The 16,539-nt window shown below is 61.8% G+C and carries 17 protein-coding genes; 6 read left to right on the forward strand and 11 right to left on the reverse strand.

Features of this window, described 5'->3' with window-relative positions; translation table 11 throughout:
- Positions 1-51 precede the first annotated feature (51 nt).
- From NE584_RS17290 to nrdD, 5 genes are all read right to left on the reverse strand, one after another.
- The gene (locus NE584_RS17290; RefSeq protein ID WP_256183349.1) at positions 52-1,392 is read right to left on the reverse strand and encodes a butyryl-CoA:acetate CoA-transferase; all 1,341 of its coding nucleotides are present in this window, start codon (positions 1,390-1,392) and stop codon (positions 52-54) included.
- A 32-nt stretch (positions 1,393-1,424) separates the two neighbouring features.
- Entirely contained in the window at positions 1,425-3,257 is a 1,833-nt protein-coding gene (locus tag NE584_RS17295) for a DEAD/DEAH box helicase (protein ID WP_108980421.1), read from the reverse strand.
- A gap of 85 nt (positions 3,258-3,342) precedes the next feature.
- Complete coding sequence (locus NE584_RS17300) at positions 3,343-3,849, reverse strand: shikimate kinase (RefSeq protein ID WP_108980422.1); 507 nt, start codon at positions 3,847-3,849, stop codon at positions 3,343-3,345.
- A gap of 136 nt (positions 3,850-3,985) precedes the next feature.
- Complete coding sequence (gene nrdG, locus NE584_RS17305; RefSeq protein WP_108980423.1) at positions 3,986-4,507, reverse strand: anaerobic ribonucleoside-triphosphate reductase activating protein; 522 nt, start codon at positions 4,505-4,507, stop codon at positions 3,986-3,988.
- 58 nt (positions 4,508-4,565) lie between these two features.
- The gene (nrdD, locus tag NE584_RS17310; RefSeq protein WP_050625397.1) at positions 4,566-6,692 is read right to left on the reverse strand and encodes an anaerobic ribonucleoside-triphosphate reductase; all 2,127 of its coding nucleotides are present in this window, start codon (positions 6,690-6,692) and stop codon (positions 4,566-4,568) included.
- Between the two features lie 308 nt (positions 6,693-7,000).
- Between nrdD and mnmA the strand changes: the two genes are divergently transcribed.
- The 5 genes from mnmA (at position 7,001) to NE584_RS17335 (ending at position 10,398) form a co-directional block, all read left to right on the forward strand.
- Complete coding sequence (gene mnmA, locus NE584_RS17315; protein WP_050623351.1) at positions 7,001-8,077, forward strand: tRNA 2-thiouridine(34) synthase MnmA; 1,077 nt, start codon at positions 7,001-7,003, stop codon at positions 8,075-8,077.
- The gene (locus NE584_RS17320) at positions 8,074-8,388 is read left to right on the forward strand and encodes a hypothetical protein (protein ID WP_050623352.1); all 315 of its coding nucleotides are present in this window, start codon (positions 8,074-8,076) and stop codon (positions 8,386-8,388) included. The genes mnmA and NE584_RS17320 overlap by 4 nt, the downstream gene beginning before the upstream one ends.
- Positions 8,389-8,395: 7 nt before the next feature.
- A complete protein-coding gene (locus tag NE584_RS17325) occupies positions 8,396-8,962 on the forward strand; it encodes a DUF3795 domain-containing protein (protein ID WP_108980424.1) in 567 nt (188 codons plus the stop codon).
- Positions 8,963-8,997: 35 nt separating this feature from the next.
- A complete protein-coding gene (locus tag NE584_RS17330) occupies positions 8,998-9,759 on the forward strand; it encodes a class I SAM-dependent methyltransferase (RefSeq protein ID WP_108980425.1) in 762 nt (253 codons plus the stop codon).
- Between the two features lie 204 nt (positions 9,760-9,963).
- The gene (locus tag NE584_RS17335; protein WP_108980426.1) at positions 9,964-10,398 is read left to right on the forward strand and encodes a hypothetical protein; all 435 of its coding nucleotides are present in this window, start codon (positions 9,964-9,966) and stop codon (positions 10,396-10,398) included.
- 210 nt (positions 10,399-10,608) lie between these two features.
- Here the strand turns inward: NE584_RS17335 and obgE are convergent, their stop codons facing one another.
- The 6 genes from obgE to NE584_RS17365 form a co-directional block, all read right to left on the reverse strand.
- Complete coding sequence (gene obgE / locus NE584_RS17340; protein ID WP_108980427.1) at positions 10,609-11,889, reverse strand: GTPase ObgE; 1,281 nt, start codon at positions 11,887-11,889, stop codon at positions 10,609-10,611.
- Between the two features lie 112 nt (positions 11,890-12,001).
- Complete coding sequence (gene rpmA / locus NE584_RS17345) at positions 12,002-12,286, reverse strand: 50S ribosomal protein L27 (protein ID WP_050623357.1); 285 nt, start codon at positions 12,284-12,286, stop codon at positions 12,002-12,004.
- 3 nt (positions 12,287-12,289) lie between these two features.
- Positions 12,290-12,619 carry a ribosomal-processing cysteine protease Prp gene (locus tag NE584_RS17350; RefSeq protein WP_050623358.1) on the reverse strand — a complete coding sequence of 110 codons (330 nt, stop codon included), beginning with the start codon at positions 12,617-12,619 and terminating at the stop codon, positions 12,290-12,292.
- Positions 12,620-12,621: 2 nt separating this feature from the next.
- Positions 12,622-12,933 (reverse strand): 50S ribosomal protein L21, encoded by a 312-nt coding sequence (gene rplU, locus NE584_RS17355; protein WP_050623359.1) that lies wholly within the window; start codon positions 12,931-12,933, stop codon positions 12,622-12,624.
- Between the two features lie 146 nt (positions 12,934-13,079).
- Positions 13,080-13,997, reverse strand: coding sequence for a DUF2156 domain-containing protein (locus NE584_RS17360; protein ID WP_050623360.1), 918 nt, complete (start codon positions 13,995-13,997; stop codon positions 13,080-13,082).
- 4 nt (positions 13,998-14,001) lie between these two features.
- Positions 14,002-15,129 carry a metallophosphoesterase gene (locus NE584_RS17365; protein ID WP_256183350.1) on the reverse strand — a complete coding sequence of 376 codons (1,128 nt, stop codon included), beginning with the start codon at positions 15,127-15,129 and terminating at the stop codon, positions 14,002-14,004.
- A 298-nt stretch (positions 15,130-15,427) separates the two neighbouring features.
- Here NE584_RS17365 and NE584_RS17370 point away from each other — a divergent pair, with 298 nt between their 5' ends.
- Positions 15,428-16,015 (forward strand): GNAT family N-acetyltransferase, encoded by a 588-nt coding sequence (locus NE584_RS17370; protein WP_256183351.1) that lies wholly within the window; start codon positions 15,428-15,430, stop codon positions 16,013-16,015.
- Positions 16,016-16,539: the final 524 nt, after the last annotated feature.

The following is a 16,539-nucleotide window of genomic DNA, read 5'->3' on the forward strand; positions in this document are numbered from 1 at the left end:
TGCACAGCATGCTGTGCATCCGCGGCCCTGTATATTTGACGGGAAAAAGGATCACTTATTGCTCCTGCGCCAGATGTGCATTTTTTCGGCGTCGGCAATGAGCTGCTCCCGGAAGTCGGGGTGGGCGATGGAGATGATGGCCTCCGCCCGCTCCCAGGTGGACAGGCCCTTCAGATTGATCATGCCGTACTCCGTGACCACATAGTGGCCGCAGGAGCGGGGGTCGGTGCAGATGGAGCCCTGGGTCAGGGTGGGGACGATGCGGCTCTTGACAGTACCGTCCTTGCCGGTGACGGTGGAGGACATGCAGATGAAGCTTTTGCCGCCGTTGGACAGGTAGGCGCCCATGGCGAAGTCCAGCTGGCCGCCGGTGCCGGAGATGTGCTTGATGCCGGCGGACTCGGCGTTGATCTGGCCGAACAGGTCTATGTCGATGGCGTTGTTGATGGAGATGAAGTTGTCGATCTGAGCGATGACCCGCACATCGTTGGTGTAGTCTACCGGGGCACCCATCACGTCGGGGTTGCGGTCGACGTAGTCATAGAGCTTCTGGGAGCCGGCGGCGAAGGCGAAGACCTGGCGGCCCTTGTCAAGGGCCTTGTGCCGGCCGGTGATCTTGCCGGCGGCCGCCATGTCCACGAAGCCATCCACATACATCTCCGTGTGGACAGACAGGTCCTTCAGGTCGGACTGGGCGATCATGGCGCCGATGGTGTTGGGCATGCCGCCGATGCCCAGCTGGAGGCAGGCCCCGTTGGGGATCTGGGGCACCACCAGGTTGGCCACAGCCCGGTCCACGTCGGTAGGCTCGCCGCCTGCGCCCAGCTGAGCCACGGGGGGGTTGTCCCCCTCCACGACATAGGTCACGTCCTGGATGTTGATCTCGGTGCCGGTGAGGCCGTACACCCAGGGCATATTCTCGTTGACCTCCACGATAATGCACTTGGCACGGGACATCAGGTCGGCCAGGTGGGAGGCCGCCAGGCCGAAGTTGAAGTTGCCATGGGCATCCATGGGGGTGGTCTGGAGCATCACCACGTCCACAGGGGCCAGATTCTCCCGGTAGAAGCGGGGCAGCTCGGAGTAGCGCATGGGACTGAAGTAGCCCATGCCCTTGGTGATGATCTTGCGGTCGATGCCGCTGCAGTGCCAGGAGTGCCAGGTGAAGTGGTCGCCGGCGTCCTCCGCCTTGGCGATCTCGGGCATCCACATGGTGACGCCGCCCCGGACCTTTACATTGGTGAGCTCATCCCTGCGGGCGGCGAGAGCCTTGTCCAGGGCAATGGGGTGGTTGGTGCACCAGGTGTAGTCCACCCAGTCGCCGGATCTGACCACCTTGACGGCCTCCTCGGCCGTGGTCAGCTTCTGCTGGTACATTGCTTGATAATCCATGAAATAACCTCCAAACTCATCTGTATTTGCGGTCAGATATCCAGGTAATAGGGCTTCATCAAGCTTTCCTGCTCGGTGGAGTCCTTGGGATGTCCGGTGGGACGGGGCGGGTCCTGGAAGGAGCGGCGGCGGTCCTGCCCGCGGCCCTGGGAGGACTTTTTATGCTTGGACGGCGCCGGCTTCCGGCTCTCCGCCTGGGGGGCGGTGTGGGCAGAGCGGCCCTTCTGGCCCTCGCTCTTCTGGCGGGGCTGAGCGGCCTGTCCAGCAGAGCGCTTTCGGGGGCGCCCGTGCTCCTCCCTGGAGGATACCGGGGAGAGAGTCAGCCGGCGGGGAGCCAGCAGACGGGCAGTGGCGTCCATGATCCGGTCCCCAGCCAGGGGGTCGGGGCGGTCGAACTCAGTGCAGGGCATGGCGCTGCCCGTCTCCAGGCGGGTGCCGGGCCGGGTCAGCTTGGGGCGGGCGGGAGCCTGAGCGGGCAGCGGGGACTCCGCCGGGGCGGCGGGCGCCTCCCCCTTGGACTTGCTCCGCCTGCGGCGGCGCTTCTTCTTCTCTCCGCCCTCCACCGTGGCCTCTGGGGACGGGGCAGAAGCCTGAGCGGACTTCTCCTGTTTCTCCTGAGCTGCGGCCTGGCGGGCGGCCTCCCGCTCCCGGCGCAGCTCACGGGCGGCGGCTCGGGCCTCGGCGTCCTCCTCATTGATAGTGCGGCCGTTCTTATCCTTTTTGGGAAGCTCGAAGACCTGCATGGGCCAGGGGTGCTCCTCCACCACGGGGATGGAGCGGTGGGTCAGCTTTTCGATCTCCCGGAGCAGAGGTTTCTCGGAGAAGTCGCAGAAGGCGATAGCCTCGCCGCCACGGCCCGCCCGTCCGGTCCGGCCGATTCGGTGGACATAGGTCTCAGGTACCTCGGGCAGATTGTAGTTGAAGACATGGGACAGCTCTTCGATGTCCAGCCCCCGGGCGGCGATGTCAGTGGCCACCAGGGCCTGGAGTTTCCCGGCCCTGAAGTCGGCCAGGGCCTGCTGGCGGGCGGTCTGGCTCTTGTTGCCGTGGATGGCGGCGGCGGTGATCCCGTACTTGCTCAGCTCCCGGGCCACCTTGTTGGCCCCGTGCTTGGTGCGGGTAAAGACCAGGGCGTTTTTCACCGCCAGCTCCTGGATCAGCTGGGCCAGCAGCCGGGTCTTATTGCCCTTGTCCACGAAGTACACCGACTGCCGGATGGCCTCCACAGGGGAGGAGACCGGGTCCACCGCCACCCGGACAGGGGAGCGGAGGAGAGAGTTGACCAGATCGGCGATCTCCGGCGGCATGGTGGCAGAGAAGAGCATGGTCTGCTTCCGGGCGGGCAGCCACTTCAGGATCTTCTTCACGTCGTGGATGAAGCCCATGTCCAGCATGCGGTCGGCCTCGTCCAGCACGAAGATCTCCAGCTGCTCCAGATGGACGAACCCCTGGTCGTGGAGGTCCATCAGCCGGCCGGGGGTGGCCACCAGGATGTCCACCCCCCGGTTGAGGGCCTCCACCTGGGGGTTCTGGCCCACACCGCCGAAGATGACAGCGTGGCGCAGGGACAGATGGCTGCCATAGGCCTGGAAGCTGTCACCGATCTGGATGGCCAGTTCCCGGGTGGGGGTGAGGATCAGGGCGCGGATGGGGCGGCCCTTCACCGGGGCGGCACTGAGCCGCTGAAGGATGGGGGCGGCAAAGGCGCAGGTCTTGCCTGTGCCGGTCTGGGCACAGCCCAGCACGTCACGCCCTTCCAGGGCAGGGGGGATGGCCTTCTCCTGAATGGGGGACGGCCGGGTGTAGCCCTGTTCCTCCAGGGCGGAGAGGATGGGGGCGATGAGCCCTAAGTCGCGAAATGTCATTCAGCTCTTCCTTTTTCGTGATCCGGGCGCGGTCAGCGCCGCGCCGGGCCCCCATTTCCCCGGGGGCTGGGGCGGGCTGCCGGGATCACCGGCGGCCGTTCAGAAGGGCCAGGACCATCTGAGTGGTCTGGGCCAAGGTCTGCCCAGGAAGGCAGTCCACCGTCAAATCGGCATAGCGCTCGTAGAGGGGGGCGCGCTGGGCCAGCACGTCCGCCAGGGTCTGCCCCGGCTCCATGGCGATCCCCCTGGTGGCCAGGTTCTGGATGCGGCTGGTCAGCTCCTCCATAGGGACCCGGAGATAGACCACGGGGCCCAGCTCCTTCAGGTGGGCCATGGTCCCCTCCCGGCAGACGGCGCTGCCCCCTGGGGCGATGACGGTGCGGCGGCAGTCCACGGTGCGGATGGCCTCCTCCTCCACCTGGAGGAAGTGCTTCACCCCGAACTGGTCCAGGATGTCCTGGAGCAGCAGGCCCTCCCGCTGCTGGATCACCAGGTCGGTGTCCAGAAAGCCGTAGCCCAAGGCTTTGGCCAGAAGAACGCCCACAGTGCTCTTGCCCGAGCCGGGCATGCCGATGAGAATGATGTTGTCCAAAGCGTGATCCTACCTCTGTACAGACTGATATCCGAATTAGTTTAACACAAAAACCCGGAAAAAGGAAGGGGAAATGTACGCCCAGCAGGATAAAAACAGGAGCGGCAGCCCTGAAAGCTCAGGGCTGCCGCTGGATTCAGTCCTGGGGGCTGTCCCACCAGAGGGCCTCCCCGGCCGCCAGGGACCGGGGAACATCCAGGATACGCTGGTTGGCACTGCCACGGAAACGGAGGCGGATGTCTTTCTGCTCCAGAAGGAAGGGGCCGTCCACCAGCACATCCAGCTCATGAAGAAGTTCCCGGTCCAGCGGCCCCACCCGGCCGGCGGCCAGCTCCTCGTAGAGGTAGCCGGTGTAGCACCAGATATCCCTGCCGGGGAGCTCCTGCCGCACCCGGCGTACCAGGGAGAGCACCTCCGGCTGATTCGCCGGGGCCATGGGCTCGCCCCCCAGCAGGGTCAGCCCGCGGATATAGCCGGGGCGGAGAAGATCCAGGATGGAGCGGACCTGTTCCTCCCCGAATCCCTGGCCATATTGGAAATCCCAGGTCTCCGGATTGAAGCAGCCGGGGCAGCGATGGGGGCAGCCGGACACAAAGAGGGAGACCCGGACGCCCGGTCCGTTGGCCACGTCAATGGGGCGGATGTCGGCGTAGTTCATAAAAACCTCTTACTCATATGTATCTCCGCCCCGCAGGGCAGAGATACATCCTATATTTTTATAGGTGCAGCACCCGGGACTTGATCTCCTTGGTCTTGCCCACGTTCCAGTAGTTCTCTCCCAGGTAGCCGCAGGTGCGGCGGGTGACGTTCATCTTGGCCTGGTCGGTGTTGTGGCACACCGGGCACTCCCACTGCAGGTCGTCGTTGATGGTGATCTCCCCATCATAGCCGCAGCACTGGCAGTAGTCGCTCTTGGTGTTGAACTCGGCGTACTGGATGTTGTCGTAGATGAACCGGACCACCTCTTTCAGAGCCTCCAGGTTGTGGCGCATGTTGGGGATCTCCACATAGGAGATGCATCCGCCGGTGGAGATCTTCTGGAACTGGCTCTCAAAGGTGAACTTGGAGAAGGCGTCGATGTGCTCCCGCACGTCCACGTGATAGCTGTTTGTATAATAACCCTTGTCAGTTACATCTGGTATCGTCCCGAAGCGCTCCTTATCAATGCGGGCGAAGCGGTAGCACAGGGACTCGGCGGGGGTGCCGTACAGGGCAAAGCCGATGTTGGTCTCCTTCTTCCAGGTGTCGCAGGCGGAGCGCAGACGCTCCATCACCTTCAGGGAGAAGGCCTGTCCCTCAGGGGTGGTCTGGGAGCAGCCCTTCACCAGCTTGGTCACCTCGTACAGGCCGATATAGCCCAGGGAGATGGAGGAGTAGCCGCCGTAGAGCAGGGGCTCGATGGGGGCCCCCTTGGGCAGGCGGGCAATGGCGCCGTACTGCCAGTGGATGGGGCTGGAGTCGGAGCGCACGTTCTTCAGGGCGTTGTGGCGGCACATGAGGGCCTCGAAGCACAGCTGGAGCCGCTGGTCCAGCAGCTGCCAGAACTTCTCCTCATCCCCCCGGGCCAGGATGCCGATCTGGGGCAGGTTCAGGGAGACCACGCCCTGGTTGAAGCGGCCCTCGAACTTGTAGTTCCCATTCTCGTCCTTCCAGGGGGAGAGGAAGGAGCGGCAGCCCATGGGGGAGAACACGTTGCCCTCGTAGTTCTCCCGCATCTTCTTGGCGGAGATATAGTCGGGGTACATCCGCTTGGCGGAGCACTTGACGGCCAGCTCGGTAATGTAGTCATACTTGCCGCCCTTCAGGCAGTTGTGCTCGTCCAGCACGTACACCAGCTTGGGGAAAGCGGGGGTGATGTAGACCCCCTTCTCGTTCTTGATGCCCTCCAGCCGCTGGCGCAGCACCTCCTCTACGATCATGGCGTTCTCCTCCAGATAGGGGTCACCTTCCTGAAGGTTCAGGAACAGGGTGACGAAGGGGGACTGGCCGTTGGTGGTCATCAGGGTGTTGATCTGGTACTGGATGGTCTGAACGCCGCTCTTCAGCTCGTCCTTCAGCCGGTCGGCCACCAGTCGCTCGATGGTGGCGTCGTCCACCTGACCGGCGCACTCATAGGTGATGTGCTTTCTGAACTTCTCCTTGCTGCGGCGCAGGTACTTGCCCAGGTGGCTCATATCCACGGACTGCCCGCCGTACTGGTTGGAGGCCACACAGGCGATGATCTGGGTGGTGACGGTGCAGGCCACCTGGAAGCTCTTGGGGCTCTCAATGAGCTTGCCGTTCATCACGGTGCCGTTGTCCAGCATGTCCCCGATGTTGATGAGGCAGCAGTTGAAGATGGGCTGGATGAAATAGTCCGCGTCGTGGAAGTGGATGGCTCCCTCGTCGTGGGCCTTGGAGATGTACTCGGGCAGCAGGATGCGCCGGGTCAGGTCCCGGCTCACCTCGCCGGCGATGTAGTCCCGCTGGGTGGCAGCGATCATGGTGTTCTTGTTGGAGTTCTCCTCCGCCAGCTCCTTGTTCTCGTTGCGCAGCAGGGAGAGGATGGACTCGTCGGTGGTGTTCTGCTTGCGGACCAGGGCGCGGGTATAGCGGTAGATGATGTAGGTCTTGGCCAGCAGGAACTTATTCTCCGCTACCAGGGCCTGCTCCACCATGTCCTGGATGTCCTCCACCAGCAGGCGCTGGCGCCTGCGGGCCTCGATGCTGTCGATGATGGAGTCGATGCGCGCCTCCTGGATGCGGTCCTCCTCCGGGACCTCGGCGTTGGCCTTTTGGATGGCGAGCTTGATCTTGCTGCGGTCGTAGTCCACGATGGTCCCGTCCCGCTTGATGACTTTGATGGCGCTCATGGCGTACTCCTCTCCCTTGAATCCTTTGTAAGTGGGTGAGCGGGGGCCGGGGCCGCCCGCATAAAACTCTGCCGGGCCCTGATTATACCATAAGCGGCATGTGGTGTCCACTATATCTTGTGGGTGATTTTTTTAAAAACAAAAAAAGACCACAAAATCTGTTTTGCCAGGGAAAGGGCGGAAAATCGGGGGGTGCGGGAGTTTTCCGCCGGCGGGAGGTTGCCCCGGCGGGAAAAACGTGATATACTGGACTCAAATTTTCAGCGTTTTGACGATTTTCATCTGGGAAGGAGAGACCCATGGGAGAGCGGATCGCAGTGGCGATGAGCGGAGGAGTGGACAGCTCGGTGGCGGCATGGCTGCTCCAGCGGGAGGGGCATGAGCTGATGGGGGTGACCCTGAGGCTGTTCGACCGGGAGACGCCGGAAGGGACATGCGGCGCCAGTGACGACCTGGCGGACGCTCGGGCGGTGGCGGAGCGGCTGGGGATGCCCCACCAGGTGCTGGACTGCCGGACCTGCTTCCGGGAGCGGGTGATCCGCCCCTTCGCGGCGGCCTATGAGGCGGGCTGCACCCCTAACCCCTGCGTGGACTGCAACCGGGGGATCAAGTTCGGGGAGCTGCTCCGCAGGTCCCTGGAGCTGGGGGCGGAGGCGGTGGCCACCGGCCACTATGTGCGCATGGAGCGGGACGGCGCCACTGGCCGCTGTCTGCTGAAAAAGGCCCTCCACCCGGAGAAGGACCAGAGCTACGTGTTGTACAGCCTGACCCAGGAGCAGCTGTCCCGCAGCCGATTCCCCCTGGGGGGGCTGTCCAAGGAGGAGATCCGGGCCATTGCCGCACGGCAGGGCTTCGGCAACGCGGAGAAGAAGGAGAGCCAGGATATCTGCTTCATCCCAGACGGGGATTATGCCGCTTTCCTCCGCCGGTACATGGGGAGGGAGTACCCTCCGGGGCCCTTCCTGGATCAGAACGGCAGGCGTCTGGGTACCCATGAGGGGATCGTCTCCTATACGGTGGGCCAGCGCAGGGGACTGGGGATCTCCTCGGAGGGGCGGCTGTATGTGAAGGAGCTGCGGCCGGAGGACAATGCGGTGGTCCTGTCGGACAACGCCGCCCTGTTCACCCGCGTCCTGACAGCGGACCGGCTGAACCTGATCCCCACAGACAGCCTCAGTGCGCCTATCCGGGCCAAGGCCCGTATCCGCTACCGCCAGCAGGAGCAGCCCTGCACCATTGAGCAGACGGGACCGGACACCGTGCGCGTGGAGTTCGACCAGCCCCAGCGGGCGGTCACCCCGGGCCAGGCAGTGGTCTTTTACGACGGCGACCTGGTGATCGGCGGGGCCACCATTCAGAAAGGAAGAGAGTCATGAGCAAAAAGCGCAGCCAGAGAAAGAATTCCAACTACAATTACCGCCCCGGCCAGAAGGCAGGAGAGGACCCCCAGGCGCTCCAGGAGAACAGCCGGACCAAGAAATTCAGCCCCGCGGCCCGGAATCTGCTGTTCGTGGACCTGATCTTCCTGGCGGTGTGCCAAATGATGGAGTCCGGCGGCCTGCTGGACGACGTGCTCTCTGCGTGGCTCACCCTGGTGGGCCTGATCCTGCTGCTGGTGGCGGTGGGCATCCAATTCCAGTTCTGGCGGGGCCCCAAGTCCAAGATCCCCAAGGGGCCCAGGAGCTGAACGGCCTATGAAGCGGGAGTATCGGAGGAGCGAGCCGCTCTTCTCCCAGTGCGGGCTCAACTGCGGCCTGTGCCCCATGTACCACATCCGTGAGGAGTCCCACTGTCCGGGCTGCGGCGGGCCGGGACGGCCATCCTGCCCCATACTCCGGTGTGCCGGTGAGCACGGCGGGGTGGAGTTCTGCTCCCTGTGTCCGGATTGGCCCTGCCAGCGGTATGTCCAGGAGCAGGCCGACTCCTTCATCCCCCACCGGAACGCCCGCAGGGACCTGGAGACGGTGAAGCGGGTGGGCCTGGAGCACTACCGGGAGACGCTGGGCAAGAAGATGGAGGGGCTGCGCTTCCTGCTGGAGCGGTGCAATGACGGACGGCGGAAGTCGCTGTTCTGCACCGCTGTCAACCTGCTGGAGCTGGAGGATGTGGAGGCGGTCATAGCCAGGCTGGAGGAGGAGTTCGGCCCAGAGTATCCCCCGGAGGAGCAGAAGGACCGGGGGAGCCGGGCGGCTGAGCTGTTCCGGGAGCGGGCGCAGACCAGGGGGGTCTCCCTGAAGCTGGAGCGGCAGCGGAAGCCCTGAACTGGAAAGAACGTGGAAAAGGTGGAGAAAGACCGATGAATATTCAGTGGGAAGCGGGAAAGTACACAGAAAACTTTGATTTTGTCCACCGATACGGTGAGAGCGTGCTGGAGCTGGTGGAGGCGGAAGCAGGAGGCCTGGTGGTGGATCTGGGGTGCGGCAACGGGGCCCTGACCCAGAAGCTGGCGGACCGAGGATACCGGGTGCTGGGGGTGGACGACTCCGCCGAGATGGTGGCCGAGGCCCGGGCCCTTCATCCCGGACTGCCCTTCCAAAAGGGGGATGCGGTCACCTTCCAGCTGGAGGAGAAGGCAGACATCATTTTTTCTAATGCTGTGCTCCACTGGATCGACGGGAGCCGGCAGCAGGCCCTGGCCCGCAACGTGGCCGCCCAGCTGAAGCCGGGCGGGCAGTTTATCTTTGAATTCGGCGGGAAGGGCTGCGCGGAGCGGGTCCACTCGTCGCTGGAGCGACAGTTCGCGCGGAGGGGGCTGGCCTATCCCAGGACCTTCTACTTCCCTACTATCGGGGAGTACGCTCCCATTTTGGAGCGGGCGGGCTTCCGGGTGGAATACGCGGTGCTGTTTGACCGGCCCACAGAGCAGAAGACGGGGGACGGCCTGGCCGACTGGGTCCGCATGTTCGTCAAAAAACCCTTTGAGGGGTTGGAGCCTGCCCTGGGGGATGAGCTCCTCCGGGCGGCGGTGGAGGAGCTGCGGCCTGCCCTGTTCCGCGACGGGAAGTGGTTCGTGGACTACGTCCGCATCCGCATGAAGGCAAGGAAGACGGCCGGATGACCAAGCTGGCCGGGGGCACCGGTGTGCGGTGCACACGGAGACGTGGTGCGGAGGGGAGAGCCAAAGCAGTAGATGAATTATTCCTTTACAGAAAAGGAAATTATTATTAAATATATCCAAAAATTTTCTGAAATGTAAATAAATATATGTTACAATGAAAGAAGAAAAGAAGGGACTGTAGAGCCTAAAAAGGAGATGGAAAAAATGAAGCTGAAATTGATACTTTTGGGGAGCTTGTCCCCGCTGATTGGACTGTTGATTTTTTTCCTTCAATTACAGGTGCCCTTCCATGGAATAAAATACTTAGTGATCCTGGCGATCATGTCTGCGGTATTTTTAGCCTATTTCTTTTTCTGTGCATTCTTTTTTTCCAGTAAACAACACAAAAAGAACAGCCTATACTTTTTTGTGACTCCCTTTATATTGTTCTTGGTCAATTTTATAGGATGGATCCAAAAATATGTTGTATTGGCGCTGATCGTATCAGGGGTATCCGCACCATTTCACTATGTTCTGCCAGATTTGATATTTCCAGGAGACAAATATCACTTAATAATGCGCATATTTCCTTTGGCCATTTGTTGGATCGCGTTTAAACTAGGGGAGAGAGTGGGTATTTACTTCAAAGAAAGAATTTAATTTGACATTTAAGTCTTACCACTTCTAACATCTTAATATCTGCTCGTTTCCTTCTCTAGGCCCATAGATTTGCTGACTGTGCGACCTCCAAGAACGAAAAACAGAAGGGTATGCCATCTGAGGCATACCCTTCTGCGTTCTCGTAAAGATGTGTGTGGGAGGAACCTATAAGGGGACAAAGAAAGAGGAGACCGAGAAAGCTGTCGGCGGTTATCTCTGGTACTCGAACTCCAGGTCATACAGGGAGACGATATCTCCGTCCTGGATGCCCATCTCCTCCAGTTTGTCGAACAGACCGGACTGGCGCAGCTTCTGGTCAAACCAGTTGCGGGACTCGAAATCCCCAAAGTTGACGCTGGCAATGAGCTGCTGGAGCCAGGGGGCCTCCACCACCCAGGTGTCATCGAACTTCTCGATGGACACGCTGCCGTTGGTGTCCACCTCGGGGGGACGCTCCACGTAGGTGGGCTCGTAGACCATCACAGGGGGCAGCTGCTGGAGCTCCTGGGCAGCCCGCTTCACCAGCTCCCGGGTGCCCTGGTGGGCGGCGGCGGAGATCTCGAAGAGCTCCATGCCCTGGGACTCCACATGGGCGCGCAGCCGGTCCAGCAGGGCGGGGTCCTCCATGATATCCACCTTGTTGGCGGCCACGATCATTTTCCGGCCGGCCAGCTCGGGGGAGTACTGCTTCAGCTCGGCATTGATGGCCTCGAAGTCCTCCACCGGGTCCCGGCCCTCGGAGCCGGACACATCCACCACGTGGATCAGCAGCCGGCAGCGGTCCACATGGCGCAGAAAGTCGTGGCCCAGGCCGGCGCCGTCGGCGGCGCCCTCGATGATACCGGGGATATCGGCCATGACGAAGGAGACCCCCTCCTCCACATAAACCACCCCCAGATTGGGGAACAGAGTGGTGAAGTGGTAGTTGGCGATCTTGGGCTGGGCCCGGCTGACCACGCTGAGCAGGGTGGACTTGCCCACGTTGGGAAAGCCCACCAGCCCCACATCGGCCAGCAGCTTCAGCTCCAGCACAACCTCCCGGCTCTCACCGGGCAGGCCGGGCTTGGCGAAGCGGGGGACCTGGCGGGTGGGGGTGGCAAAGTGCTGGTTGCCCCATCCGCCCCGGCCGCCCCGGCACAGGATAAAGGGGGTCTCGTCAGACATATCCCGGATGATCTCGCCGGTGGCGGCATCCCGGATGACGGTGCCCCGGGGCACCTGGAGGAGCAGGTCCTCCCCGTCCCTGCCGGTGCGGCGGTTGCCGCCCCCGGGGGCGCCGTTGCCCGCCACGTATTTCCGCTTATAGCGGAAGTCCATCAGGGTGGACATGTGATCGTCCACGGTGACCACCACGTTGCCCCCGCGGCCGCCGTCGCCGCCGTCCGGGCCGCCGGCGGCCACATATTTTTCCCGGTGGAAGGAGACCACGCCGTTTCCGCCGCTGCCGGAGCGGACGGTGATCTTCGCGGTGTCTACAAAGGGTGCTGCCATAACAGGCACCTCCTTTTCAGGGTTGGAAGTGACGCCGGACGGGGCCCGGCGGCGGAATGAGAAAAAGAAAGCCGCAAACGCCATCCGTTTGCGGCTTTTTTCAGCAGCTCAATTACTGAGCGATCTCCACGATGGAGACCTGCTTGCGGTCCTTGCCCAGACGCTCAAACTTCACCTTGCCGGACTTCAGGGCGAACAGGGTGTCATCGCTGCCCTTGCCCACGTTGACGCCGGGGTGGATGTGCGTGCCGCGCTGGCGGACCAGGATATTGCCGGCCAGCACGAACTGACCGTCGGCGCGCTTGACGCCCAGGCGCTTGGCCTCGGAATCACGGCCGTTGCGGGTGGAACCCACGCCCTTTTTATGGGCGAAAAACTGCAGACCGATTTTCAGCATGTCTTACACCTCCAAGACGATAATGTGATCGGGGTACTCCTCATGCAGCTGGGCGAAGTGGACCATGAGAGCGGTCATCAGCGTCTGACAGGTGCTCTCGGCGGTCTGACCCAGCTTGGCGGGGAGCTTCAGGGAGAGATAGGCGTCCTTCTGCCGGACCTTGACGGCGGCCTCCAGCCCCAGCACGTCGTTGACGGCGCACTCGGCCAGACGGACCGCGCTGGTGACGGCGGCGCAGACGATATCCTCCCCCTCCGGGGCGTATCCGCTGTGGCCCTGCACTTCAAAGCTCACGATGCGGCTGCCCTCGGTATGAAAGGTCACGGTGGTCATGATCAGGCCTGGATGGCGCCGATCTGCACCTTGGTGTAGGGCTGACGATGGCCCTGACGCTTGCGATAGCCCTTCTTGGGATTGTACTTGAAGATCCGGACCTTCTTGCCCTTGCCGTTCTTCACCACAGTGGCGGCCACGGAAGCGCCCTCCACTACGGGAGCGCCGAAGGTAGCCTTGTCGCCGTCCAGGATGGCCAGGACCTTGTCGAAGGTGATGGCCTGTCCGGCCTCGGCCTCCAGCTTCTCGATGAACAGGGTATCGCCCTCGGTCACCTTGTACTGCTTGCCGCCGGTCTCAATAATAGCGTGCATGTATGATTCAACTCCTTCATAACGGGCTCGCTGTCGGGGGCAGGGAGGCTGGCTCCCATTTTGTGGCCCATTCAAAGCGGCTCTGATAGTTTATCAATGGGGCTTTGATTTGTCAAGGGGACGGGGAGTTTTTTTGGAAAATTATTTTAGGGACGGGCACCGGGAAGGGCCAGCACCGGGTCGGGCACAGTCACCACATACTTCTCCAGCAGGGCCACCGGATGGTAGGACAGCTTGGAGGTGCGCAGTCCCGGGTCGCCCACGTCGTCCTCGCGGTTCAGGAAGGAGACCCCCTCCCCGGCATAGGCCTGGGCAAACTGGCTGACCAGCATCTGATAGGCACCAAAGATCTCCCGGTCCGCCTTCTCGATGTGGATGAACAGGGTGTCCCCCAGCACTTCTCCCAGAGAGAAGCCGGCCAGACGGTCCTCCACCATCAGCAGGCCGCCCTTCATGTCGTAGAGGTCCAGGTTGTTCAGGACCTCCTTGGTTTTGTTCAGGTCCTCCAGATAGGAGACGGAGTCCTTCTCGTGCTCCTGGACATAGCGGTCCAGAAGGGCGAGGATCATGGGCAGGTCCTCAGGCACGATAGGGCGGAAGGTCCAGGTCCCGTAGGTCTTGTGGAAGCGGTTGACGTGATTGCGCTGACCGCTGAGTTTTTTGCCCCGGAAAAACTTCAGGTCCTCGCTGCGGTAGAGATAGTCAAAGGTGTCCCGGTCCGCCTGGGCGGTGCTTCCAGGGAAAAAGTGGAGCATTCGGTCAAGCTCGTCCTTGGGGACGGGGACAAAACGCAGGGGCAGCTTGTTCTGCAGGCAGTATTCGGCAATCTGCCGGAACTGCTCCAGCCTGCCCCCTCCCAAGGGAAGGGTAAAGGTGGGACCTACGCCAGGATAGTCCACCTTAAAATAGAGAGAGTTGTCCCACAGAGCGTATTCGGTGCGGTACATGTCCCGCCAGATGAAAACGGTGCCCGGTGTGGTGTCACACAGGCGGCTGCCGCTGTAAGCAAAATAGGGGCGCAGCCGGGGCAGGTCCTCCAGCTGCAGGGGTCGGAAATCCAGCATACGATCAAGTTCCTTTTGTTTCTCTTTTTGTCTCGTAATTCAGGCGGCCCTGGTACCAGCCGGTGACGCCGTTTTTCTTTACCAGGGTGCCCATCTCTCCGGTGCGGGCCACGATGGAAAGGCAGTCCCCCGGCACGACGGGCAGAAGGTAGTCAGTGGAGTCCTCGCACCGGAGCCCCTCCGGGCTGTCATAAAGATAGCTGGTGAGGATGGGGAGCACCCGTCCAGTCTCCAGATGGCGGCACAGAGATAACTCCGGTCCCCGCTCCAGCACCTCGACCCGGTTGCGGCCCCAGCGGATGTTCAGGGAATCCTCCGAAGGCGCCTGTGGGTCCAGGGCCCGGGCCGTGGGCAGCCCGTCGTAGGCGGTCCAGCTGAAGTCCGGAGAGGACTCCTCCGGGATGATAAGGGCGTTGAGCTGACCGTCCAGCTTGAGGACGCAGCCGCCGTCGATGGAGATGATGTGCCGTGCGCGGTCGATGATGGGGGCAGCGGAGGGGATGCGGGGGTCATACAGGGTGACGGGCCAGTGGCCCACCACCACATACTTGCCGGTGTGGGCAAAGGAGTGGCCCTGGCCCCAGTAGTCGTCGTTTTTCATGCAGTGCCAGGCGTCCAGCTCCTCCATGCGGTCCAGGGAGGGGACTCCGCCGTGGACAAAGACCAGGTGTTCGCTCTCCAGGATGGTGGGCAGGGAACGCAGCCAGTCCCAGACCCAGGGGAAGGTCCGGCGCAGGCACTCCCGCAGGCGGGGCAGGTCGTCCCAGCGGTCAAAGCCGGCCTCCCTGGCCATCTGGCGCAGGATACTCTCCGGGTGGGCGGGAAGATAGACCCGGAAAAAGCCCTGGTCCCACAGGTCATCTTCAAAGAAACGGAGGACCAGCCCATCACAGTTGCCGCAGACAGGGAGAATGGTGTGGTCCTGGGACAACTCCAGGATATCCCGCAGCAGGCCCAGACTGTCCGGCCCTTTCTCTAGGATGTCCCCTACCAGCACCAGAATATCACGGGACGAGAAAGCAGCTTTTTCCAGCAGACCGCGGAAAAAAGCGCGGTTGCCGTGGATGTCGCTGACCGCCAGGATGCGTCTGCTGGGGGCCAGGGCGGGGTGGACAACAGTGGCGAGGGCCATGAGGCGTGCTCCTTTCCGGGAGGGTGTGGGGACGGGAATGGGCCCGGTCCTGATGCTCTAACCTTTATCATAACACAGAAGCTGTGACAGAATCAAGCCAAAGGGGAGAGAAAAACCTATCGTTTTGCGGGGAGTTTTTAGCAGGAAGGGGAAAGAGGAGGGGGTCAGAATGGCAGGGGGGCGCATTCCCCGGCGGCGAGGTGGGCGGGCCATCTTGCAGGGGCCGCCTCCGATATGGTAGAATGACCTGACCGGAACAAAATGAGCCAACAGGAAAACAGAAGGGGAGCGGAGCGCAATGAATACACCGGAGCTGGAGACGGAGCGGCTGCGCCTGCGGCGGTTCACAGCGGAGGACGCAGCGGCCATACTGGCCATTTTTGGAGACGTGGAGGCCAATACCTTCCTCCCGTGGTTCCCCCTGAAGTCGCTGGAGGAGGCGAGGCAGCTCTTTGAAAGGCAGTACCAGCCGGTCTACCGGGCAGAGCGGGGATACCAATACGCGATCTGCCTCAAGGAGGACGACATCCCCATCGGCTACGTCAAGGTGGACCTGGACGAGAGCCACGACCTGGGCTATGGGCTGCGCCATGAGTTTTGGCATCGGGGCATCGCTGCGGAGGCAGCCCGGGCCCTGGTAGAGCAGGTGAGGCGGGACGGGCTGCCTTATCTCACAGCCACTCACGATGTGAACAACCCCAACAGCGGAGCGGTGATGAAAAAGTTGGGAATGGTCTATCAATACTCCTATGAGGAGCAGTGGCAGCCTAAGGACATCCCGGTGCTGTTCCGGCTCTACCAGATGGATCTGGACGGGAATAGCGGCAGGCCATACCTCCGATACTGGGAGCAATCCCGGGTCCATATGGTGGAGCAGGGCATATAGCCGGGCAGGGATTCTCTGTTTACAGAAAGTTCACAGGGATGACATGATTTCGCCTTAATTTCTGGGTATGATAACACCGTACCCAGAAGAAAACTCCCATTTCTCCCTCTCCTTTTACAACACACACAGGTCTGACACCCCGGTCCCATGGACCGGGGTGTCAGACTGTTCCGGTACAGGATGGGGCTATTTACAGAAAATTCACATTGCGGACATGATTTAGCAGTACTTCTCCGTTAAGATAAGACCGTACCCAGTTTTCATAGGATACCTCCCATTTCTCCCTCTCTTTACAACACACACAGGTGCAGCGCCCCGGCCTCAAGGCTGGGGCGCTGTGCTGTCCGGAGAGACGCGTGCTGTTTACAGAAAGTTCATAGGCAGGTCATGATTTCGACGTATTTCTTCGGTAGGATATCACTGTACCCAAGATCACAAAGAATTCTCCCATTTCTCCCTCTCCTTTACCTCACTGCCTTGACTGAACAGGCTGTATGGAGCCTTAGCCGGATGGTCCAGCGGCA

This window comes from Clostridium sp. DFI.5.61, from assembly GCF_024462915.1.
In the GTDB taxonomy this organism is placed as follows: domain Bacteria; phylum Bacillota; class Clostridia; order Oscillospirales; family Oscillospiraceae; genus Lawsonibacter; species Lawsonibacter asaccharolyticus.